Annotated in this window: 13 protein-coding genes; 6 read left to right on the forward strand and 7 right to left on the reverse strand. The window is 41.2% G+C overall.

Annotated elements, in window-relative coordinates; translation table 11 throughout:
• Positions 1 to 90: 90 nt before the first annotated feature.
• Together xseA and xseB are read left to right on the forward strand one after the other, a co-directional pair.
• Positions 91 to 1,320, forward strand: coding sequence for an exodeoxyribonuclease VII large subunit (xseA, locus tag ABJD64_RS10830; protein WP_348178598.1), 1,230 nt, complete (start codon positions 91 to 93; stop codon positions 1,318 to 1,320).
• A complete protein-coding gene (gene xseB, locus ABJD64_RS10835; protein ID WP_348178600.1) occupies positions 1,317 to 1,514 on the forward strand; it encodes an exodeoxyribonuclease VII small subunit in 198 nt (65 codons plus the stop codon). The genes xseA and xseB overlap by 4 nt, the downstream gene beginning before the upstream one ends.
• A 7-nt stretch (positions 1,515 to 1,521) precedes the next feature.
• On the opposite strand, the gene ABJD64_RS10840 is transcribed toward xseB, so the two are convergent.
• From ABJD64_RS10840 to ABJD64_RS10850, 3 genes are all read right to left on the reverse strand, one after another.
• Positions 1,522 to 2,574: an alpha/beta hydrolase-fold protein gene (locus ABJD64_RS10840; RefSeq protein ID WP_348178602.1), complete on the reverse strand. Its 1,053-nt coding sequence runs from the start codon at positions 2,572 to 2,574 to the stop codon at positions 1,522 to 1,524.
• Positions 2,575 to 2,964: 390 nt separating this feature from the next.
• Positions 2,965 to 3,834, reverse strand: a complete 870-nt coding sequence (locus tag ABJD64_RS10845) for an alpha/beta hydrolase (RefSeq protein WP_348178604.1) — start codon at positions 3,832 to 3,834, stop codon at positions 2,965 to 2,967.
• Positions 3,835 to 3,877: 43 nt separating this feature from the next.
• The gene (locus ABJD64_RS10850) at positions 3,878 to 4,693 is read right to left on the reverse strand and encodes a 2,3,4,5-tetrahydropyridine-2,6-dicarboxylate N-succinyltransferase (protein WP_348179489.1); all 816 of its coding nucleotides are present in this window, start codon (positions 4,691 to 4,693) and stop codon (positions 3,878 to 3,880) included.
• Between the two features lie 338 nt (positions 4,694 to 5,031).
• On the opposite strand from ABJD64_RS10850, the gene ABJD64_RS10855 reads away from it, so the two are divergent.
• From ABJD64_RS10855 to ABJD64_RS10865, 3 genes are read left to right on the forward strand one after another with little or no spacing between them, the layout of a single operon-like run.
• Entirely contained in the window at positions 5,032 to 6,243 is a 1,212-nt protein-coding gene (locus ABJD64_RS10855; protein ID WP_348178606.1) for an acyl-CoA dehydrogenase family protein, read from the forward strand.
• A gap of 4 nt (positions 6,244 to 6,247) precedes the next feature.
• Complete coding sequence (locus ABJD64_RS10860; RefSeq protein ID WP_348178608.1) at positions 6,248 to 7,330, forward strand: phosphotransferase family protein; 1,083 nt, start codon at positions 6,248 to 6,250, stop codon at positions 7,328 to 7,330.
• Complete coding sequence (locus ABJD64_RS10865; RefSeq protein WP_348178610.1) at positions 7,327 to 8,223, forward strand: 3-hydroxyacyl-CoA dehydrogenase; 897 nt, start codon at positions 7,327 to 7,329, stop codon at positions 8,221 to 8,223. Before ABJD64_RS10860 ends, ABJD64_RS10865 begins: the two co-directional genes overlap by 4 nt.
• A 14-nt stretch (positions 8,224 to 8,237) precedes the next feature.
• Here ABJD64_RS10865 and ABJD64_RS10870 read toward each other — a convergent pair whose 3' ends face one another.
• The 3 genes from ABJD64_RS10870 to ABJD64_RS10880 form a co-directional block, all read right to left on the reverse strand.
• A complete protein-coding gene (locus ABJD64_RS10870) occupies positions 8,238 to 9,539 on the reverse strand; it encodes a M20/M25/M40 family metallo-hydrolase (RefSeq protein ID WP_348178612.1) in 1,302 nt (433 codons plus the stop codon).
• Positions 9,540 to 9,775: 236 nt separating this feature from the next.
• Positions 9,776 to 10,945 (reverse strand): mechanosensitive ion channel, encoded by a 1,170-nt coding sequence (locus tag ABJD64_RS10875; RefSeq protein ID WP_348178614.1) that lies wholly within the window; start codon positions 10,943 to 10,945, stop codon positions 9,776 to 9,778.
• 126 nt (positions 10,946 to 11,071) lie between these two features.
• The gene (locus ABJD64_RS10880) at positions 11,072 to 11,647 is read right to left on the reverse strand and encodes a DUF4202 domain-containing protein (RefSeq protein ID WP_348178616.1); all 576 of its coding nucleotides are present in this window, start codon (positions 11,645 to 11,647) and stop codon (positions 11,072 to 11,074) included.
• 74 nt (positions 11,648 to 11,721) lie between these two features.
• Between ABJD64_RS10880 and ABJD64_RS10885 the strand changes: the two genes are divergently transcribed.
• Positions 11,722 to 12,225, forward strand: a complete 504-nt coding sequence (locus ABJD64_RS10885; RefSeq protein WP_348178618.1) for an FKBP-type peptidyl-prolyl cis-trans isomerase — start codon at positions 11,722 to 11,724, stop codon at positions 12,223 to 12,225.
• Positions 12,226 to 12,303: 78 nt separating this feature from the next.
• Here the strand turns inward: ABJD64_RS10885 and ABJD64_RS10890 are convergent, their stop codons facing one another.
• The gene (locus ABJD64_RS10890) at positions 12,304 to 23,565 is read right to left on the reverse strand and encodes a T9SS type A sorting domain-containing protein (protein WP_348178620.1); all 11,262 of its coding nucleotides are present in this window, start codon (positions 23,563 to 23,565) and stop codon (positions 12,304 to 12,306) included.
• Positions 23,566 to 23,731 lie beyond the last annotated feature (166 nt).

Consider the following 23,731-nt stretch of genomic DNA (forward strand, 5'->3'; position numbering starts at 1 on the left):
CGTCACATGAAATTCGTGTAGCTAACACCCGAAAAGTAGAATGGTGTCTCACAATTTGTGATTTGAAGTTTATTCCTTGAATTTTGATTTGTGAATCAATACACCCTATTCGAATTTAATTCCCTGGTCAAAGAAGTACTTTCTGATCAACTTGAGCGCTCGTACTGGATCGTCGCGGAGATTGGACAAATCAACCTGCATTCAAATGGACATTGCTATCTGGAACTTGTGGAGAAGGATAATAATTATGTAAGAGCCAAAGCCCGAGGCACCATCTGGGCAAATGTTTTCAGGGAAATCCATCCTTGGTTCGTGTCACAAACAGGTACCGATTTAAAACAGGGTATGAAAATCCTGATGAATGCCTCATTGGAATTTCATGAGGTGTATGGACTCAGTCTCAATATCCGGGATATTGATGTCAATTTTACTATTGGTGAAAGAGAAAGAAAGAAACAAGAAACGTTAAAAAGACTAGATACTGAAGGCATCATAGATATGAATAAGTCTTTGGAATTACCTTTGGTGACACAGCGACTGGCCATAATAAGTAGCTCCTCTGCGGCCGGCTATGAAGACTTTATTAATCAGTTTGAGAACAATCCGTACGGGTATAAAGCAACCCTTAAGCTTTACCCTTCAGTCATGCAAGGAGATGCTGCTCCACAATCAATAATTGAAAGTCTACATACGATTCATGAAGCTGAATTGAGTTATGATGCAGTTGTGATTATAAGAGGCGGCGGCTCTAAAATGGATCTTGATTGCTTCGATGATTACGATTTGTGTGCCCATCTTGCACAATTCCCACTACCAATCATTACCGGTATTGGACATGAAAGGGATCAGTCGATTGCAGATTTAGTCGCACATACGTACTTAAAAACTCCAACCTCAGTCGCTGAATTCCTCATCTCCAAAATGCTTTCTTTTGAGTCTGACATCAATTCTTTTCATGAAAAGATCAACCAACAGGCACAGCAATTGATTTACAGTCAGAGTGAACTCATAAATGAAATAAACTTCGGATACCGATTGAGCGCCAGAAAAATATTACAGCGTCATTCACTAGAACTTCAACAGGTAGTTCAACTTATAAAAACTCAGCCCGCAAACCTGTTAAGCAGGCATCTCAGCCATTTGGACCATCAGGAAAAACTGGTGAGCGCCTATGATCCTAAATACCTATTGAAAAAAGGATATTCAATCACAAGACTAAACGGGAAACTACTAAAAAATCAAAAGATTAAGCCCGGGGATAAAATGGTAACCGAAACTTCGAAGAATAAAATCACAAGCACTATAAACAAAATTAAATGAGCAAGAATAAACTTTCATATCAGTCGGCCTACGACGAATTACAAGGAATCTGTCAACAGCTTGAATCTGAAGAAGTTGATGTAGATCAGATAACCGATCTGGTCAAAAGAGCCAATCACTTGGTAAAATATTGCCAGGATCGACTGAGAGGAATAGAAAAGGACTTGAGTTCCGTAAATAATGACCAATCCTAAAAACCCACTAATCAACTAATAATTTCGAGCGAACTTTCACTTTCTTGGTAAATTGTTTGTAGGTGACTATCACATCTAGGTTTTCATCCCCAAAGAGCTTGAAACTGCCTTCCCCACTCACCTTTCCAGCAGATGGATTGAGAACTTCATAGTCAGCTTCATATGCCAGTGAATAGATCAAACCCGATTTGCAGGTAACGATAGGATTCAGTCGTGTAAACTTCTTACCAGGAATTGATTGACTTGGAATAATTTCAATTTCAACTTCCATCTTAGAAATTGTATGTGATTCTTTCCCTGCAAATATCAGAAAAGGCATTTCAATACGCTGATTCCAATCCATCATGGTATGCAAACCTCCCGGTACTTCAGAATAGAAGACCTCTTCATTTATTTTGGCACCTTGCTCTTTCAGCAACTTCTGAAAGGGTACATAATAATTCCATTCTGCCGTTCCAATATCAAACCAAATCTTTTGGCCAGCCTGGTATTTAATGGCCTCATCAAATATCGCAAAGTCGTCAACCCAAAATGAGGGCGAGAATCCGCCAGCCGTGGAAAATACCTCAGGGTTATTCAGCATCATCCAAATCGCATTCAATCCACCAAACGAGAATCCAAATATGGCCCTACCACTGGCTTCTCTAATAGTACCGTAATTTTGATCTATGTGAGGTATCAGCCGGTTTATTAGAAAATTTGAATAGTAACTGGCGTAAGAACTACCATCTGCCATTTGCTCGAAACTGGCACCCTGATATGGGACATACTTCTCAGAACGTAAGCGATCAGCAGCAATTCCTACAACAATCAGTTCATTTATTACATTATTCTCTATCAGGCTATCCAGCGTAAGCTGAAGCGCCATACAAACTGATCTGTGACCAAAGAGCATCTGGCCATCGTTAAAGTAAACTACAGGGTATTCCTTTTTCGAAGAGTAATTTGGTGGAGTGTATATATCAATTGACGCATCGTCAACTTTTACAAAATCTAGCTTTCCCTGGCCGTATGTACATACGGATAAATGTAAAAATATAAGGCTGATTAATCTGGTCATAAGTTTAGTCAACATGTCCATTAAAACACCTGACTCTACTTAATCCATTAATGTCAAGAATGGTTTAACAATGGTTAGGTTTCTTTCGAGCGAGAAAATACTCTACATCTACAGGACTTGACTTCGGGGTAGACCATCCCAGTTTTTTTCTGATCTGGCCAAAGAATTTGCGCAGAAATTTCATAATTAATATAGCTTGGTTATGACAAAAGTACTTACTTTTTTCTAGAAAGTACAAGAATAAATCCTGTCAAAACATTGAATACCGCGTATTTAAGCAATATTCCTAATGAATGAAGGTGATCAGGTGCCATTTCAGCTAAGCACTTTGCAAGTATAAATAAACTAAAAAGGGTATATACGATTCTTACAGATCCAGAATAAATCCTCCTAAAGGTACTGGCTCAAGAAGGTTTTGACAGCGTCCCAGTAGTTTAAATTATCTGAGAATTTGGACCAAAGTGCTCTGGAACCATGGTTTCCTGAGGTTTCCGGTAGATAATAAGTTTTTGTTTCTGTAGGAATTACCTCATTAATGTTCCACCAGCTGTTTCGTTCACTTTTGGCTGATGTAATAAAAGATGGGCATTGAATTTTACTTGCGCTTATCGTGATGAAATCCTTCGGCTTTCCCATGGATTGAAAATACTCTCCCGGAGAAAATGCCAACACTCCAGCGATATCATTGGGACGATCACCGGCAATCTTTAAAACTAATGCCGCGGAGTAGGAACTACCCCAAATAATCAAGTCACCTTTTGCTAGAAACTCCCTTGCATGATTAACTGCAGCATTCATGTCTGGCAAGGCATCTATATACTTTGTTTCCTTCATCAATTGACGAGCACTAATGAAAGTTCGATTTTCAACGTTATTGACAGCTTTACCTGACCTTTGATCCACAGCCATACAGTTGAATCCAAGTTGGTTGAGGGTAGGTGCTATTTCCTGATACTCTCCTCTACTCCATCCGGCCTGGTGATACAATATGATAAAGGGCACTGTATCCGGATGAGTGATGTGCAGATCCACCGTGACCTCTACGCCGTCAGCAGCCTTAATCTTAATCGTTTCTAAAGCAGAAGCATTAAAGCCTATGAGTATGGAAAAAAGAAGTAGTATTCGTTTCACTGTGTTTATAGTTGTTGTTTTTTGGTCAGACTGCGCGTCCCGCCAATTCGCCGGAGCAATGGAACTCTCAAGAAATTCAATAATCCCTTTATGAAAATTGAGATGATTGAATTTAGATGTTCGTTTCATCAGATTCAATTTCAATTCAAAAACTAAATCTAATTAATCTAATCTATACCGCAACACTATTATCTCTAAGTGCGTCGTTTAATGACGTTTTCTTGTTTGTGCTCTCTTTTCTCTTACCAATAATTAAAGCACAAGGTACATTATACTCTCCTGCAGGAAACTGCTTTGCATAAGAGCCTGGAATGACCACTGAACGCTCTGGTACATATCCTTTGTATTCAATTGGCTCTTGACCTGTCACGTCAATTATTTTAGAACTCGCTGTTAACGTAACGTTGGCCCCCAGGACAGCCTCTTTTCCTATCCTTACCCCTTCTACAATTATACATCTCGAACCAATAAAAGCGTTGTCCTCAATAATAACTGGTGCAGCCTGTACAGGTTCAAGTACTCCCCCAATACCAACTCCACCACTTAAATGGACTCCTTTACCAATCTGGGCACAACTACCTACAGTTGCCCAAGTATCGACCATCGAACCTTCATCAACATAGGCTCCGATATTTACATAGGATGGCATCAAAATTACTCCGCTTGAAATATATGCACCGTAACGAGCTACTGCATGAGGAACCACACGAACGCCCAGCTTGTCATAGTCAGATTTCAAAGCCATCTTATCATGAAACTCGAAAGGACCAACCTCAATTTTTTCCATTTTTCTGATAGGAAAATATAAAATCACAGCTTTCTTAACCCAGTCATTTACCTCCCATCCATCTATAGTTGGTTGTGCACATCTTAATCTTCCTTTGTCTAATTCTTCGAGAACGAATTCTATCGTTTTCACAACTTCAGGCGACTGAAGTTTCGATCTATCTTCCCAGGTTTCTTCTATGATTTTTTTGATGTCTTGCATTTCAGTAGCGATTATTTTAATTCCTTTTATGTCAAAATTTTGATGCAGCAAAACTAGCCACATTTCCAAGGATCGAAAACGTTTCGTCTGCTTTGATTTTCACGAACCCTACACAGTTTGTTAATTAATTAACAAAGATTAATCTGAGACCAATTTCCAAACAATCCAACTAAGAAGAAGATGAGAACCCTACAAATAACTTTAATCATAACTATTTATATCCTTGATTCATTAATATTTAAGTTTTTCAACCAAATATTATTTGGCAAGCAATTTTATGCTAAATCAGATATTAATGCATCGATTTAGCTATCTTAACCTCTCATAGTTAATCCCTTATGATCGATTTATTTGCCACCGAAAAGGTTCAACACCTTTACCCCAAATACAAGGATTTCATCCAGACTCACCTTTTGCCAACGGAACTGCAATTGTTGGATACTTCCAATCTGGTCAGTCATGAAAATTTACTTTCTCAGCTTAGAATTAAAGCTAAATCTGCAGGACTTTGGGCACCTCACCTACCCGAATCAGAAGGAGGTCTTGGGCTTAACTTAGTAGAGTTTGCTCAGATCAGCGAGGTGATGGGAACGACTCCACTTGGTCACTATGTCTTCAACTGCCAGGCTCCTGACATCGGTAATATGGAACTGCTTTCAGCCTATGCCTCTGAGGAAATAAAATTACAGTTTTTAGAACCCTTACAACGGGGAGAAATCCGAAGTTGCTTTTCAATGACAGAGCCGGAACATGCAGGATCTAACCCAAAACACCTAAGTACAACAGCTATACAAGACGGTAACATCTACATCATAAATGGACATAAATGGTTTACCTCATCTGCCGACGGAGCGAGCTTTGCGGTTGTTATGGCTGTGACCAATCCTGAATCGGCAAATGCCTATGAAAGGGCTAGTATGATTGTAGTTCCTACCGACACCCCGGGATTCGAGTTGGTTCGGAACATCCCGATAATGGGAGAAAAAGGCAGTGGATATATTAGCCACGCGGAAATTCGATATAATAATTGTCGAGTACCCGTACACAATCTTATTCATAAACAAGGTGAGGGTTTTATGCTAGCCCAACAGAGACTGGGGCCTGGAAGAATTCATCACTGCATGAGGTGGATTGGCATCTGTGAAAGGTCACTTGACCTTATGTGCAGGCGAGCCTCCGAAAGGAAAATTTCTGATGAAGAAGTACTTGGAGATAAACAGACTATTCAGAATTGGATAGCTGAATCCCGAACTGAAATCGATGCTGCCAGGTTACTTGTATTACATACAGCACATAAAATTGAAAAGGAAGGAAGTAAAGCAGCTAGAAAAGAAATATCTTCCATAAAGTATTATGTTGCTAACATCCTTCAACAAGTATTAGACAGGACCATTCAGGTGCATGGTGCACTCGGCATTACTGATGACACTATTCTATCCTGGTGGTACAGACATGAACGTGGCGCACGAATATACGATGGACCAGATGAGGTGCATAAAACGGTTGTCGCTAAATCCGTTTTAAAAAATTACCAAGCCAACCCATTATAGTACAATGAGTCTAAGAGAAAGAAATATGCTAATGGATCGATCAGTGATGGTCCGACCTGGTGAAAACATCGACTTTAATAAGTTGGGCGAATATCTCAAAGAATGGCCTGAATTTGAAGAAGGAGTAAGCATAGAACAATTCCCAAGTGGGTTTTCTAACTTGACTTACCTAGTCAAATGTGGACAGCAAGAGTTTGTACTTAGACGACCTCCCATTGGAGCCGAAGTAAAAGGCGGACATGACATGAAACGGGAATATGATTTGCTTACCAAAATTAATCCTGTTTGCCCCTACTCACCCAGACCTATACTCCACTGCGATGATAAGGAAGTCATTGGAGACGAATTCTTTATCATGGAACGGGTTCGAGGAATTATCCTAAGAAATGCTCCTCCTAAAAACATGCCCATGACAGGAGATCTGATGCAAAAAATTAGTCAAAATTCGGTAGATATCTTATGCGACTTACATCAGTTGGATCTGGACAAAAACAATCTTTGGGAGCTGGGCAAGCCAGAAGGGTACGTACAACGCCAGGTGGATGGCTGGACAGAAAGGTACAAAAAATCTAAAACCGATCAGTTGCCTGGAATGGAAGAATTAGGTGTCTGGCTGGGTCAAAATATTCCGGAAAGCAAAACGGTTGCACTCATTCATAATGATTACAAATACGATAATCTGGTACTTTCACTTGATAACTACTCCGATGTACTTGCCGTTTTAGATTGGGAAATGGCCACGATTGGTGACCCATTGATGGACCTGGGCACCGCTCTAGCCTACTGGGTAGAACTCCTCGATCCACCCGCCCTTAAAGCTTTTAATCTCACTTGGATGCCAGGCAACCTCAATAGAAATGAGGTGCTCAACAAGTACACTGAAAAAACAGGTATTGATACATCTGACATAAATTTCTATTATGTTTTTGCCTCTTTCAAGTTAGGTGTCATCTGTCAACAAATCTATGCACGGTACAAGAAAGGTCTAACCAAAGATCCGCGATTTGCAGGGTTGATAGGCGTGGTAAATGCTTGTGCACAACAAGGACAAAAAGCATTAAATACAGGGAAAATTTCAAACTATTGAAAAAGATTCTGAAAATAGAAGATATTCAAAATATTCTCATTCTGGGTGCAGGCACGCTTGGACTTCGAGTTGGCCTTCAGGCCGCTATATCTGGTTATAAGGTCAATATCTACGATACAAATCAAAAACAGCTAGACGAAGCAATTAAGATTCAGCATAAGCTAGCTGCCAGTTTTTCTAAGACAGGTCAGTTTAGGAATATTGACTTCTCTAGTATTATCGATGGCATCACATTCACAACTGATGCCGCATTAGCGGCAAAAAATGCCGATATAGTCAATGAATCGGTCACCGAAGATATCACCATAAAAAGAGAGGTTTGGCAACAGTTTGGGCGGTTGTGCCCATCAAGTACCATTTTCACGACCAATACCTCCTTTCTTTTACCGTCTATGTTTTCAGAGGCGTCCGGTAGACCAGAGCGGTTCTGCGCTTTTCATTTCCATGATGTTTTTGTTGCAAACGTGGTAGATATCATGCCTAATACAGCCACTGAAGAATGGGTAATTGAAGTCTTGTTCGATTTTGGTAAAAAATTAAATCAAACGCCTATCAGGGTGACAAAGGAATCTTCAGGGTATGTTTTTAATCATATACTCATGAGTGCTCTAAAGGCTGCCGTGCATCTATTAGCCAATGGCGTAAGTACAGTAGAAGATATTGACAGGTCCTGGATGGGCAATTTCAACATGGCGGTTGGCCCTTTCGGCATGCTGGACCAGATAGGCCTTGATACAGCATGGCGGATAATAAAGAATCAGCAAACTGATGAGTCTAATCAATTTGCTTCATTACTTCAAACTTATATGGACAAACAAGAATTAGGTGTAAAGAGCGGGAAAGGGTTTTATGCGTATCCTAACCCGAGATACCAACAACCTGATTTTCTCTAAAGAGAAAAAAGACATTAGAGTTTACCGTAAGCTATCCTATACATTAGAACAGCAGCACGTTTCGTCTGAATAGGCAAGTAATTGAGATTACCGGTTTCCTTGATGGTGTGGTCGTCTGTTCCTGAAAGCCCTAATCCATCGATGGCCATATCGACAAGACCATTAGTAAATGAAACGTCTGCCGCACCGGCCTTTCTTGGATGAACTGGTACTACTGGTCCATATCCCAGATCTTTGCTGACTTGTGAATAATAACCCAAGAGTTTGTGATTGCCTGCTGTTTCGGTCAAAGGTGGATATCCTCCTGGTTTAAAAGTCAATTCAGCACTCGTCCCTGGCATATTTTCATTGGCAATTTGAGTCATTATTTGCTTTGCTTTGGCAAGCTGTTCAAGAGAAACTGCTCTGATATCACCGTTCACAATGGTCTGCTGTGCCACCACATTGCTCTTGCCTGAGGCTGTACCTCCATTCTTATTTTTGTCATAAGAAACGGCCGTACCTCCGAGTATTACGCCCGGATTGAAGGTCAGGTTTTCTTCATTAGAGAGCTGTTTGTAAAATTCTGTTAAGATGCGCGACGTTTCGTAAACCGCACCGACACCTACTTTTTCGGTGAATATTTGAGAACTATGAGCTGCATTTCCTTTTACATCCAATTTCCATCCTGCCGAACCTCTACGAGTGACTACGATGGTGGCTGGATCTCCATCTGCATTTTCAAAAGCCAGTGCTATATCTGCACGTGCGGATGCTTCAATTATGGCCTGTTTTGAAAGGTTGAGTGGGCTTCCACTTTTTTCTTCATCACCGGTAAGGACTACTTCGATTTGCATCTGATCTAGTACTCCGGCTTCTTTTAGCGCTCTGAGCGCAGCCAAGATGATCACATCGCCACCTTTCATGTCGATAACTCCAGGTCCGCGTATGAGAGAATCGTTCAACATTTCATAGGACTGAAACGGGCTGTCCGGTTCAAAAACCGTATCCAAATGACCAATCAGCAGCATTTTCGGCCCTACGGAACCATGGTTAACCGCAACAAGGTGCCCGGCGCGATTAAAGGCCTCACCACTCTCCCACCGAACCTCCAAACCCAACGTTTCGAATTCAGGCTTAAGCTTCACACCCACTTCCCTGACGCCATCAAAATTCATTGTACCACTGTTTGTATTCACAATGTCCTTTAACAACTGGACATAGGTCTGATTGTTTTTATCCACAGATTTGATAATACTTTTCTCAATTTTAGAATTTTGGCAGTAGGCAGTGGAAACTGATGTCAAGAGGAAAACAATGGCGATTATTCGTTTCATTCAATTTGGATTCTAATAAAGTGGCAATTTATGATTCTTTACAATTAATGCAATTTGGTTCATGGTTTCTACCAGGTAAAAGGTATTATTATTGAATGATAGGAATTTATTTTCTCAACTCATTTTAAAACCCATAGCCATTCAAGAAATGCCCTTCGGTCCAGCCAAATAATCTTTTGATAAAAAAAGTCCCCATTGCTCAAATGGGGACTTTGCTTCTTTTCAAGAACTGAAAATCATTCCTTTCTAAATCTCTTAAGGATTTGTTCCATATGCTTTCCTGCCGCTTCTCGTCCTCCCAAACCATAAGCTAAGGCCACTGTCACAGCCAAAGAACCCAATGTTAAACCAAATGCCAAATCAATGATGCTATTGGCAATACCCATTGTGCGTAAGGCTATGGCCAAAAACAAACCAATGATGGCCATCCGCGCGATACCCGCAGCAAATTCATTTTCTTTCGTTTTGGATAACGATCCGTAGACCATTGAAGCTACAAAATTTCCAAGGACCATTACTACCAGCCCAAACAAGATATTCCCTGATAAGCTCAAAATACTATGAAGTACTTCAGTCAGTCTGTCCAGGCCTAACAATTCGATGCCTGAAATGATACCAAAGAAGACAATAAAGAAGAGCAATACACTGGAGATCACTTTAGACAAAGATTGGTCCTCATGAATTATAAACAGATGTAGCTGCTTTGTTAGTTTGTCTGTTCCAATATTGACGAGTAGATCATTGACAAAAGAGGTTACAAATCTTCCTCCAATAAAAAATATAGTGATGATTAAACCAGCGCCAATGATATTGGGTACGGCGTCCATCAAGGTATGTAATATGTTGTTCGCCGGTGTTGTGATTGCTTCCAGCTCCAAGGCATTCAAACCTTGAATAAACAAGGGAACGAAAATGACGATAAATACAATTTGCTGAACAAAATGAATGAATTTATCGGTCTCCTTAAATCCAACCTGGTCCGAGACCCGATCGAGAAAACTTCCCGCCATTTTCACCAAATTAGAAACAATTTTGGCTAAAATATAGCCCACAAAGATAAGGGCACCCGCAGCAACAATCTTAGGTATGAATCCAATGAACTCGTAAATAGTATTTTTGATCAGATCGTATTCATAGCCAAATCCAAGCAAATTCAGAACGGCTAGTAGTACAATGATGAGTATGATATAATAGGCCAAATTGGCCAGGAATTTATTTGTATCTACAATTGTATTTCCTAGTAAGCGTTCGTCCCAATCTGTTCTTTTCATTAGAAAATAAACAAATTTTCGAATCAGTATGGCAAAAAGCCAGCCCAGAACGAAGACTACCACTGGGCCAGACACTCCCGGTAGGAAATTATTTATAGCATCAATAAGGTTTTGTATGTAATCTGGTAGTACCATTTTTCTCTCAGTTTAGGTAATTATTAATATTATACAGCGAATAAGTTAATCCATGCCTGTGAATTATCCTAACAATGGCGTAATAGAAATATTAGAATAATTCAATACCATCTGATATTTATCTAATTATTTTAGCGCTTTTTCGATTAGACTTAAATCTTTTTTTGAATAGTCGAGTGCCAATGCCATTTTATGTCCTTTCTCGGTCATTTTTGCCCAGGTTTTAGTAACAATAGAAATTACCTTTTTTTCCTCATGCGTTTCAGCAAAATCTGAAAAATAGTACTTCAAGAAAACCAAACATACTACGTCTTCCAGTTGCTGTGTTTCTAAATCGTTCTTGAGCCTTTTTTTGGTTACCAGATCGTTTACATTCTCAATTAGATTTGCATCTGTTACCTCCTCCTCAAGGATTTCAGACAAAAGCTTTCCATGAAATAATTTCAAATCTGTCCTCCACCGCAGATATCCCTTTCTGTCCATTGGATATTCTGACCGTGGGATTGTCCATCTTTTGATATGTTGACCACGAGCGGCAATTTGCAAAGAAACTGATGGAGAGTGGTCATACTCATTTAGCATTTCGGTCATTCGCTGACCATATATGAGTTCCTTGGGGTATTCCTTGCCCTCAAATGTTTCTACGTTAGGATCTTGGGCATTAATAGCATCAATTTTTTGAATTATTTTATCTATCATCATTTTGCGATTGATGAGTAAAGATATAAGAACGTCCCCAATTGGCAATCATCATATGATAACCTTAAATTCGCAACATGAATATAGGAAATCAAAAAGTAGTATCCATCACCTATAAGCTCCAAGAAGGAAACAAAAGTGGTGAGGTCGTTCAGGAAGTGGACAACAAAGAACCATTTGTTTTTTTGTTTGGTGCACAGCAGGTATTACCTGACTTTGAAATGAATCTTAAAGACAAAGCAGTTGGTGATTTGTTCGAATTTGGCGTTCAAAGTGATAGCGCCTATGGTCCGGTGGATGAAAACGCAATCGTGAACCTACCTAGAACCATGTTTGAAGCAGATGGTAAATTGGGTGAGATTGTAAAGGTTGGCAACTTTCTACCGATGAAAGACCAGGAAGGAAATCCACTGCAGGGCTTAGTGCTTGAAATTGCAGATGAGCATGTTCGCATGGATTTCAATCATCCTATGGCTGGAAAGGATCTGTTTTTTTCAGGGGAAGTATTGGATGTTAGGGAAGCAACTGCAGAAGAACTAGAGCATGGTCATGCCCATGGACCTGGTGGCCATCACCATTAATGTTAATTGGAATTAATCAAAAAAAGAGCCTGGCTTAATCCAAAGCCAGGCTCTTTTTTATGGGACACCATTTATCTATTACTTTTTCAGTATTCTAAATTGCTTAGTTCCTAAATCAGTTTCAATTAATACCTGATAGACTCCTAATTGAACGTTGCTTAGGTCTATTTCAAAATGATCGTCGTTAAGACTTGGTAACATATTTTGATAAACTATACTTCCAGTTACAGAAACTACACGTATAAATGCCCTACTCAACCTTTTGCTAGTGCCTATTCTGAGAATATCTTCAACAGGATTTGGGTAATGATTAAACTCGAGTCGATAATATGGAGATTCCATCATAATGATGTTTGAATATTCAAATAGCCCATCTAAGTCAACCTCCTTAATTCGATAATAATTGACGGCAGCCGTAGGAGAATCATGAGTATATGAGTAGTCATTCACTGAGGCCACAACGTTTACTGCTTCTACATTACCAATTGCTAAAAATGAACTTCCATCCAAACTATGCTCTATTTCAAAATGACTTACATTGATCTCATTGGTAGTTACCCAATTCAACAAAACATCCTCATTGTCAAATTGCCCACTAAATGACAAGAAATCCAGCGGAAGAGGGCCTGTCTCATCGTCTACATTAGTGACATTGACAGTTTGTGCTGCCAAAGAGGTAAATGAAGGATCACTACCTCCATCAACTGACACGGTCACCGCATAAATTTGATCACCATCCGAATCGACATCGTCCGCAGGCGTCACAGTTATGACTCGTGCGACATTCCAATTTCCTGAGTTAAAAGTTATGTTTGTCGGGCTCACCGAACCTTCATCACTACTTTCGGCAATTGTAAGATTTACATCACTAGCAGGGGTTACATCCAGAACAATTGTAAAATTGCCAGTAGTTCCTATCTCGGCTGTAGTCACACTAGTCGTACTCAACACCACACCCTGTTCATCATCTTGATTAGTCACAGCAATCAGCTCATCACCAGCTGGGTCAAACGCATCATCGCTCGATGGATCATCTACAGAAAGGGTAATGGTATATCCTTGATCACCATCCAATAAAGCATCGTCCTGAGGACTTATGGTTACATCTTGTGGTGTATCCCAATCTCCGGAAGTGAAGGTCAGGGTCGCTGGACTAACATTTCCTTCATCACTAGACCCATCATCTACATTTATAACCACATTAGTTGCCGGTGCAACACTTAATTCAACGGAGAATGTCACATTAGATCCTCCTTCGGCAGAAGTCACCGTATTTGTAGAAACCCTGATGGATCCTTCATTATCTTCATTAGTACCATCAATTGTTTGATTCAGAGCATCATCATAATCATCGTCACTACTTGCGTCGTTTACAGAAACGGTAATTTCGAAGCTTTCATCTCCATCAAAAAGCGCATCATTTTGTCCAGTCACTGTTACCGTCCGGGGAACGTTCCAATTTCCAGAATTAAAAGTTAGGCTAGTCAAATCCAATGAAACTTCATCAGCGGCATTTGTTATAGCAATATCAATCACAACATCCGTGACAGGCATTAGTGTAAGAGCTACATCAAAAGTATCAAATGATCCATCCTCACCTGTGGTGAGAAATGATCGAGAGACAGTAAAGTCACCGTTTTTGTCAACGTAATTTTCTTTACCATCAGTATCATTGTCTGGTTTTCCGCTCACATTACCATAGAAATTACCACCTTGATCCACATCGAAGAGATTGACGATACCATCTCCATCACTATCAACATATCTGGTAGTAACATCAGGATCAAGGAAATCAGGCCAATTATCTGCATCGGCATCATTGGTAAACCAAACCATATCGAGTTGATTATAATGCGTTGCATTTCCGTACGCGATAGCTCTGGCTTCATAATCATCTTGAGATGCATCATCTTCATCGTCATCAAATCCTTCCAGATAATCGAAGGTTCCATCTCCATCTGCATCGAAATCCAGATAATCTGATTCATCAGCACTGTCTGTATTTGGCATGGTCAGTGCTGTACCGCCATTATCAGCGTCTACTGCATTGCCAAAACCATCTCCATCTGTATCACCAAATGCATCCAGCTTTCCATCTCCATCAAAATCTGACCCACCTCCTTCTATTAAATCAACTATTCCGTCGTTGTCCGAATCCCTATCAAACATATTGGCAACCCCATCTCCATCAAAATCTCCTATTGTCAAAGGTGTACCAGGGCTACTTTCGTCGGTACTACTATCAACAGTATCAATTATGCCATCTCCATTATCATCTCTATCTACGGTATCAAGCACATCGTCGCCATCAAAATCAACACCACTTCCCACTACGCTTCTATCAAACGCGTCATCAATGCCATCACCATCCGAATCGACACCCATAGTCGCATCCACATCATAAGTATCTAATAAACCATCGTTGTCTGCATCAGCCAAACCATCCAATTTACCATCACCATCTGCATCCGTACCTCCATTCTCAATCAAATCAGGAATACCATCATTATCACTATCTAGATCAAAGAAGTTAGGTACACCGTCCAAATCCGTGTCATATTCATCCCAAATACCATCAGCATTAGAGTCAGTCAAGGCACCTGGATTGTCTGGGTCATTGTAGTTATAAAGACCGTCCAAATCGGCATCCGCAAACGGATCAATGGCTGTAGCAGTATATTCATCGTTATTTAACACACCATCCTGATCACCGTCCTGATCCAACCCATCAGCTATCAAATCCTTATCGGAATCATTGAAGAACAAATAATCAGGAGTTGCTCCTCCACCTTGAACTTTGTCATTGGTCCAGATCCCATCTCCATCTACGTCTTCCAGAGTTGTGGTAATATTATCTTCATCATCATCTACATCTCTAAAATCTAAGGTGCCATCACCGTCAGTGTCCTGAAGATCGGCATTACTTCCTAGTATATTATTTAACCCTCTTCCAGAGAAGTTGTCATACAAATCCCAAAGACCGTCTCCATCCGTGTCTGTATTATAGCCCACTTGGTCTGAAAGCAATCCATCCTGATCCAAATCCAGATCACTGAAACCATTTCTATTTGCGTCAAATCCCTCAATGAAGTCAGCAATAAACAAAGAATTGCTCAGGTCATTGTCAGAATTGGTATCTCGATAATCAGGTTCATCCGTCCCATCAGTGTTAATTGGAGTAAGCGGTGTTCCTCCGTTGTCATTATCGTAATTGTCATCCACACCATCACCGTCAGTATCTGTTCCTGAAGGAGTGCTCAATGCCGCCGTTGTTTGAGCTTCAATATTATCGGTCAATCCGTCATTGTCACTATCCAAATCTAAATAATCGTCGAGGCCATCTACATCTAGATTCCCTTTTGCGAGCGGTGCTGCAGCCACCGCATCCACCAATCCATCATTTGGTGTCGTATCCGTACCACTAAATCGTCCTGTATTGATTGCAAACCCTCCTATCGCAGGAACGGCTCCATTGTTTGCCTCAATGGCATCTAATAAACCATCATTGTCCGAATCCAGATCAAAGAAATTGGGTATCCCATCTCTATCCTGATCCACCTGATCGTCGACTCCATCACCATTGGCATCAGCGAAAGAACCATTGTTTACGTCGTTAGTATCCAAATAATTGTAGATTCCATCTCCGTCAGCATCATCAAAAGGAGTTCCTGAAGCAAAGTAGACTGCTCCAGCATACTCATCCGTATTAAGTATACCATCGTTGTCCGAATCTGCATCAGTTGCATCCGTAACACCGTCATTATCTACATCAGGGTTATACAAATAATTAGGGACGCTTCCTCCACCTTGTGTGAAGTCATCAGTCCAGTTACCATTGCTGTTGGCATCTTCACCGCTAGCACCAGTGGTACTGGTGTTGGATCCATCACCATCATCATCGAGGTCTCGTACATCAGTTTCAGAATCTCCATCAGTATTCTGAAGGGCTTGATTCGAACCATCAATATTGGCTATTGTACCTAAGCCTGAACTGTTATCAAAAACATCCCAAATACCATCACTGTCAGAATCTACATTGTATCCTGTTTCATCCGTAATATCGTTATCTGCATCTGTATCCCAGTCAGCAAATCCATTACCGTTGGCATCCCATCCTTCTATATTGTCCAGAACACCATCATCATCAGAGTCGGTATCCAGGTAGTCAGCAGATCCTGTCACATCAAAATTGATTGGCAACAAGGCGTTACCCACTAAAATATCCTCGTCATAAACATCTAAAATACCATCAGCGTCTGCATCTCCTGCAGTCGGTGCTACGTATGCTGCTGTCGATTGTGCCTCTCTGTTATCAGTAATCCCATCATTATCAGAATCCAGATCATGAAGATCATATATACCGTCAGAATCGGTATCAGGAATTACTGAGGTACTATATGCCACACTAGCATTAGAAACTGTAGAAGAAACTGCACCGGTACAGGTAATCGAATTAACACCAGCTCCAGCATTTATAGTCACTGTAATGGTTCCATCATCATTAGACGCATTCCAATCCGAAGCGCTAACAACAAAGTTATTAGTCAATACATCACAATCAGCTCCGGCGGTGTTGTTGAATGTACCAAAACCCGCCCCATTCTCAAAGGTAACGGTATAATCCTCGTTGGCTTGAGGTCCGTAATCACCTTGCAACGTAAATGATAATGACGCGCTTGAGGTTAGGTCTGTTGTAGACACGGTAAATGTCAGAATATGTGTCGGTCCTGTTGTTGTTAGGGTTTCGTCGGGAGAGGTTGCGATACTCTCTGAGGAATCGTCCATCCCGTTGCCATTAGTATCAGTAATGCCGGCACCTTCATTAAGTGTACCATCTTCATTACTATCTGTCAATCCGTACTCCAGGACATCAGCAATTCCATCATTGTCAGCGTCCAGGTCCCTAAAGTCTGCAATTCCATCTAAATCTTTATCAAATTGATCTATTACAGAATCGCCATTGGTATCCATAAATGCTGTTGTATTGGTTCCGCTACCATCTCCATCAGTGTCAGCACCATTGAGTGTTCCATCTCCATCTATATCAGGATCTTGGAAATTCATAATACCGTCTGCATCAATATCTCCGCTGGGATCTATTCCAGTTCCTCCATCTTCTCTTGCATCTGCCAGGCCATCGTTGTCAGAATCAGCATCTGCGGAATCATTAACGGTGTCACCATCGGTGTCTTGATTACCAAACAAGTAATCTGGTATAATCCCTCCCGGGTCAAGAATTGGAGTGGTAGCTTCCGCAGAAGTTAGCGTGCCATCACCGTCATCATCAGTATCTTGAAAATCCCAGGTATTGTCAATATCAGTGTCTTGTACAGCAGAAGAACTTCCAGTGATATTGGCTGAGCCGGAGCCATTAGAGCTGTCAAAAAGGTCGAAAATACCATCTTCATCTACGTCGGCATCCCATCCGGTCTCATCTGTTGCCAAATTATTTGTGTTACTGTCCCAATCTCCAAACTGATTACGATCACTGTTAGCTCCTTCCACATTGTCATTGATCCCGTCGCCGTCTGAATCCGCGTCTAAAAAGTCGTCATTACCAGTGGCATCAGTATTTACGGGCGTAATTAATGTACCTCCGTTGTTAGGATCATAGGCGTCATCAAGGCCATCGCCATCTGTATCCACTCCAGAGAGTGCAATATATGTAGCTTTCGTTTGAGCCTCTAAATTGTCGGGTATCCCGTCATCATCAGAATCCAGATCCTTGTAGTCTGCTAAACTGAAAGGGTCACTGTCTGAATTCGGTGGAGTAATAGGTGTAGATTCTTGCGTATCATTCCATCCATTGCCGTTGGCATCTGTGAACCCACTCAATTGACCGGTAGCGCCATCTACCGTTTGTCCATATTCATAGGGGTTGGTTATACCATCGTTATCTGAATCTAAATCATGTGAATCAGGGTTGCCATCACCATCAGTATCGGCATTCAAATAAGGGTTGGCCTCAACAAAGTCGTCAAAACCATCGCCATCAGCATCGGAGTCAAATGTGTTATCAATACTATCTCCATCAGTATCATTACCACCAGTTTGGTCTACATCAAAGGTATTGTCAATGCCGTCACCATCACTGTCCGTTCCAGAACCACCGTTAGTTGCAAAGAAATTAACGTCGACATTGTCAGGAATACCGTCATCATCGGCATCTAGAGTATTATCGACCACTCCATCGCCGTCAGCATCTGTTCCTCCGGCCTCTATAATATCAGGCAAACCATCGTTATCTGCATCCAAATCCTGATGATTCAGGATACCATCATTGTCATCGTCAACCGATCCGGCAGGTGTTCCGCCATTGTCTGGATCAGCTGCATCAGACCAACCATCACCATCGGTATCAGTGGCAATATCCACGAAGCCATCACCGTCGGTATCACCCAATCGATTTTCTACTGCATCAGTCACCCCATCATTATCGGAGTCAAGATCTTTGTAATCTTCCCTGCCATCATTATCACTATCAGGAATGGTATACGCTGTTCCACCGTGATCAGAATCAATCAAATCTACCAATCCATCGGCATCAGTATCTGTAGTATTATCTACTTTTCCATCGTTATCCGAATCAGTTCCACCTGCTTCGATTATGTCTGGAAGGCCATCGTTATCGGCGTCCAAATCAGCTGCGTCTATCAAACCATCACCATCTACATCTTCTATAACTAACAAGGTACCACCATTGTCCGTATCAAAAACATCTGAAAGGCCATCGCCATCCGTATCTGTAATATTATCTACTTCGCCATTACCATCGGCATCGACACCCCCGGCCTCAATAATATCCGGGATTCCATCATTGTCAGAATCTAAATCTTTAAAATCTGCCAGCCCATCCAAATCGGAATCAAATACATCATACACGCCGTCAGCATTGGTATCCGCTGTAGAAGAAAGCCCGGCGGTGACTGTGCCATCGGTAAAATCCCTGAAATTTGGAATACCATCTCCATCTTCATCGCCGCTTGGATTTATGGTCTCACCTTTATCTTCATCTGTATCTAAAATGCCGTCATTGTCAGAATCCAGATCGCTAAAGTCAAATACGCCATCATTGTCTGTATCTCCATTGAACAAATAGTCTGGTATTGGAGATCCTACTCCCTGACCATTGGTCTTGTCATCCGTCCAATCGCCATTGGTATTAAAGTCTTCAGCTGTAGTAATTGCTGTATCGTTGTCATCATTGCTATCTCTCCAATCTCTAAAATCCGTACCATCTGTGTTTTGAAGGTCCACATTAGAGCCTAAAGCATTATCCCCGGATCCTAATACTACGGTATCAAAAATATCATCCAGGCCGTCATCATCTGTATCAGTTCCATATCCGGAACCGCCTTCGTCAGTGATGTCATTGTTTGATCCTGTAGCATCCCAATCTCCAAATCCATCAAAGTTGGTATCGTCTCCTTCGATAATATCCAGTACGCCATCGTTATCTGAATCAGTATCAAGATAATCTGGCAAATCAGCTCCATCAGAATTGACCGCACTTAGTAGCGTTCCGCCAGCGTTAGGATCAAAACTATCATCTATTCCGTCTCCATCACTATCGATTCCACTAGCGGCAATATATCCGGCTGTAGTTTGGAACTCAATGATATCTACTATACCATCCCTATCACTATCTATATCTCTATAGTCATTTACACCATCGGCATCAGAATCTGCATTAGCCAATGTCGAAGTACCTCCGGCAGAAACGGCATCACTGTCAACATAATTCATTAAACCGTCGTTATCCGGGTCTTGCAGTCCAAACATTCCTGTGGTTACATCCAATCCAAACGGTACTGAACCATTATTGGCCTCTATAGCGTCTAAAACTCCATCGTTATCTGAATCCAGATCTAGAAAATCTGGCGTGCCGTCGAGATCAGAATCAAATACATCATACACGCCGTCACTATTGATGTCGGCCGTGGATGTCAAACCGCCCGTTACAGTTGCATCACTTGCATCCCTGTAGTTAGGTACCGAATCTCCATCCTCATCCCCACTTGGGTCTATAGCCTCGCCATTATCTTCAGTAGCATCTGTAATACCGTCATTGTCAGAATCAGCATCTGTTGCATCAGCAATGGCATCTCCGTCAAAGTCTCCCCGATACAAATAATCAGGCGTACCACTTCCCTGACCCTCAGTAAAATCATCACTCCATACACCATTTCCACCGACGTCTTCTCCGGCACTTAGCTTACCATCATTGTCATCGTCTGTATCTTGCCAGTTGCTCAGTCCAGCGCCATCTGAATTAGGAACTGTTGCGGCCGTACCGCTATTATCCGCATCGAAGACATTCCATATCCCATCGCCATCGCCATCACTATTGAAACCTGCAAAATCAGTCGCATCAAGCACATGATCTGTATTTGTATCCCAATCACCAAAGCCATCAAAATCGGCGTCATGACCTTCTATTAGATCTATTATCCCATCTCCGTCGGAATCCGTATCGATATAATCCGCACCACCATTTGAATCGGTATTTACTGGAGTAATTAAAGTTCCTCCATTGTTAGGGTCATAGACATCAAGCAAACCATTGCTGTCTGTATCCCCGGCCACAATCGCTATATATGAATTACTGGCCTGGGCCTCAACGTTATCGTCAATTCCATCATTGTCGCTATCAAAATCCAAATAATTCGGTAGCGTACCATCTGCATCTGTGTCAGTAAGTGGAAGTGCCCCTACTTCCTGGGCATCGTTCCAGCCGTTACCATTGGAGTCTGTAAAACTTGCTATTTGTCCATTCGTGCCCGCGGAACCGCCGGCTTCTATTGCATCGACAATACCGTCGTTATCACTATCAAAGTCAAGATAGTCGGCCTGCGCGTCTCCGTCATTAGTACTAGTCGGTGAGATTGCTGCACCGTCAATAGTGTCGTCAATGCCGTTAGGCCCAGTTCCATATGAAGGTACCCAAGACTGGCATTCTGCTGTAGTGATGGTGTAATTTGCTAAATTTCTTCCGGCAACTGTAGATGAGGTTGTCCCGTCAACGTTCAAACCCATTGTTTTTGTATTTCCAGAACCGGGATTATAATTATCTGTAACGATTCTTATTTCATCGTTTGACTCATAGATTTGTACTTGAGTGGTCGAAGACCCACCTCCACCAAAGAATAAAACGGTGTTATAGTAGATAATGAAGGTACGGTTTGGGCTTGTGCCGCTAACTCCATATGAAATAGTACCTCCTGCTCCATTGTTAGGGTTATGATCGTTGTGATTAAAAGCTATGGTATTGGTAAACGTCGCGTTTGGAAATGTTACTGCAGTATAGTCATTTAGCCCTCCCTGATCGATATCGTCAAAACTTACCCAGCCATTTGAGTTTAGGTACATGCTTGAACCTGAAGCATATTTAGTATTGAAAAAATAAAATTCAAAAGGAATTTGAATTGCTATAGTTTCGTCATCCGCTAACGTCACAATTGTTTCATCGGTAATAGCCTGCATGCCCGTTGTACAACCAGAAGATAAGGTATAACTCACGAAGGCTCCTTGTCCTCCACCTATATCTGTAAAACCATCAACGGTTCCATTATTATCAGCGTCTGATTGGCCGGATTCTATTGCATCTGTAATTCCATCATTATCACTATCAAGGTCTAGGGCATTAGGTATTCCATCTTGGTCAAAATCAAAATTGTCATTGACACCATCAGCATTTGAGTCGACAAATCCAGCGAAATCGGTATCTACATAATCAAGAATACCGTCTCCATCTGAATCAAAATCCCAATCACCTTCTTGTACATCGGTGAGTCCGTCATTGTCACTATCTCCATCACTTGTACCGGAAACCCCGTCGCCATCGTCATCACATACATAATCAAAATTGACACTTTGGGTATTAACCTGATAATAACCAAAAGACCAAGTATTGTGTAGATCTGAATCTGTGCCAGTCCAATTGTGATTGTTAGTATTAGATCCATCTAATTCAATCGTCGGTGTTTGGTTCGTGGTAACATTAGAATCATCCCAGAAAATCAAGTCAAAACTTGTGGCAGGTCGAACATCCAACATTCGAATACCGGCCGTATTATCTTCAACATCATACAAAGGCACATGTAAAGGTCCCGATGTGAACCTGCCCGTAATCGTAATAGGTGTACCTGATGCTACTGTTGCCCCCAAGCCATTCAGACCATCCCACTTTACGACAGAATACCCCTCGGCAGCAACTTCAGCCTCAATAATTACGTCTTCAGTTCCATTTTGATAGCCATTAATTCCGTTCAAATCAACAATCACAGCAATTTGCCCTGTTTGATTGGATTCGAAAGTTATGGCAGCTTCTCCACCTGTTCCAAGAGGGTTACAATTGAAATTCGCATCAGTGATGGTAACAGTCGGTAGCGTACTCGTAGGATAAACTTCTAAATCCGGATTGTTTATAAACAAGTCATATTCTATGAGCGCAATTTCAGTACCCTGAGATTGTCTTAGCTCTGTAAAATCTGTAGTATTGGCTTGAGCTGCATCTGCACCGGTTGAGTTAGAATATATTGACAATGAATAAGGAGCAATACCAGATAAGTCTAACTCTTTTACATAGTATCCTGCATTCACTCCTCCTACAGTAGAAGGAATCAGTGAAAACAACTGAAATTCGGTCGAGAGTAAATTTGCACCGCCATCTGCACTAAAACTCAGCTTTTTTCCATGTAATCTTCCTGTTTTTTCCTCAGATCCATTATACACCGAAAAATCCCAATAGTTGTATTGACTTCTCTCATCAATATCATTGGTATAACCTGCATTTGGTCCAGCATTATTTTGCAGAAAAACAATAAAAAAATCTTGATCAATTCCAGTGTTATTTGTGTAGGAATTAGCATCATAACCACCCGCTACTAAAATTGACGGACCTGCAGCGGCCTCTGCATAGCTATGAATAACGCCTGGACCATCTACAAAAATTGAGTTGTCGTCAGTTCCTCCGTCAGCACTCAACAACCAGGTAGAAACTGGTGTATCAGTACCCGGGGTATCGCCAAATTCAAAGAGAGCTACAGTTAGATCTTCATTAGTCGCTCCAAATGCAGCAAAATTTAGCCGACCAAGCCCCCAGTAAAGCGTCTCTCCATTTTTTATATACACATAAACCCGTTCATCTACCGGTGCCTGAGGATCAAAGAAATTCCTGGTATCAATCCCTCCTGCATTTACGTCATGTTCTAAATACCCTACGAAAGTATTGGTACCTGTTGCGGTACCCGTATTAGATGGGGTGAGGTTCTTGGAACCCTCAGAAAAGGCATACTCTGACCAAATGGCCAAGATTGCTATTGCAACTATCTTTCTCATTACGCGCTGACTAGTAATTTATCAAACCAATATTACTTACTCCATTCCATCTAATTCGCGATAATTGGACGAATGCCCTAATATTTTCTACGAAAACAGAGAAATGGAAGAATTACTGGTTGAAAAGTATCAATATTCAATATATTGATCAAAATAAAATATTGCG

This window comes from Reichenbachiella sp., assembly GCF_039944555.1.
Taxonomy (GTDB): Bacteria; Bacteroidota; Bacteroidia; order Cytophagales; family Cyclobacteriaceae; genus Reichenbachiella.

Excerpts from the sequence above, each read along its gene's own strand:
- xseB (WP_348178600.1), top strand. The coding sequence starts at position 1,317 with ATGAGCAAGAATAAACTTTCATATCAGTCGGCCTACGACGAATTACAA.
- ABJD64_RS10840 (WP_348178602.1), bottom strand. The coding sequence starts at position 2,574 with ATGACCAGATTAATCAGCCTTATATTTTTACATTTATCCGTATGTACA.
- ABJD64_RS10845 (WP_348178604.1), bottom strand. The coding sequence starts at position 3,834 with ATGAAACGAACATCTAAATTCAATCATCTCAATTTTCATAAAGGGATT.
- ABJD64_RS10850 (WP_348179489.1), bottom strand. The coding sequence starts at position 4,693 with ATGCAAGACATCAAAAAAATCATAGAAGAAACCTGGGAAGATAGATCG.
- ABJD64_RS10855 (WP_348178606.1), top strand. The coding sequence starts at position 5,032 with ATGATCGATTTATTTGCCACCGAAAAGGTTCAACACCTTTACCCCAAA.
- ABJD64_RS10860 (WP_348178608.1), top strand. The coding sequence starts at position 6,248 with ATGAGTCTAAGAGAAAGAAATATGCTAATGGATCGATCAGTGATGGTC.
- ABJD64_RS10870 (WP_348178612.1), bottom strand. The coding sequence starts at position 9,539 with ATGAAACGAATAATCGCCATTGTTTTCCTCTTGACATCAGTTTCCACT.
- ABJD64_RS10875 (WP_348178614.1), bottom strand. The coding sequence starts at position 10,945 with ATGGTACTACCAGATTACATACAAAACCTTATTGATGCTATAAATAAT.
- ABJD64_RS10880 (WP_348178616.1), bottom strand. The coding sequence starts at position 11,647 with ATGATGATAGATAAAATAATTCAAAAAATTGATGCTATTAATGCCCAA.
- ABJD64_RS10885 (WP_348178618.1), top strand. The coding sequence starts at position 11,722 with ATGAATATAGGAAATCAAAAAGTAGTATCCATCACCTATAAGCTCCAA.
- ABJD64_RS10890 (WP_348178620.1), bottom strand. The coding sequence starts at position 23,565 with ATGAGAAAGATAGTTGCAATAGCAATCTTGGCCATTTGGTCAGAGTAT.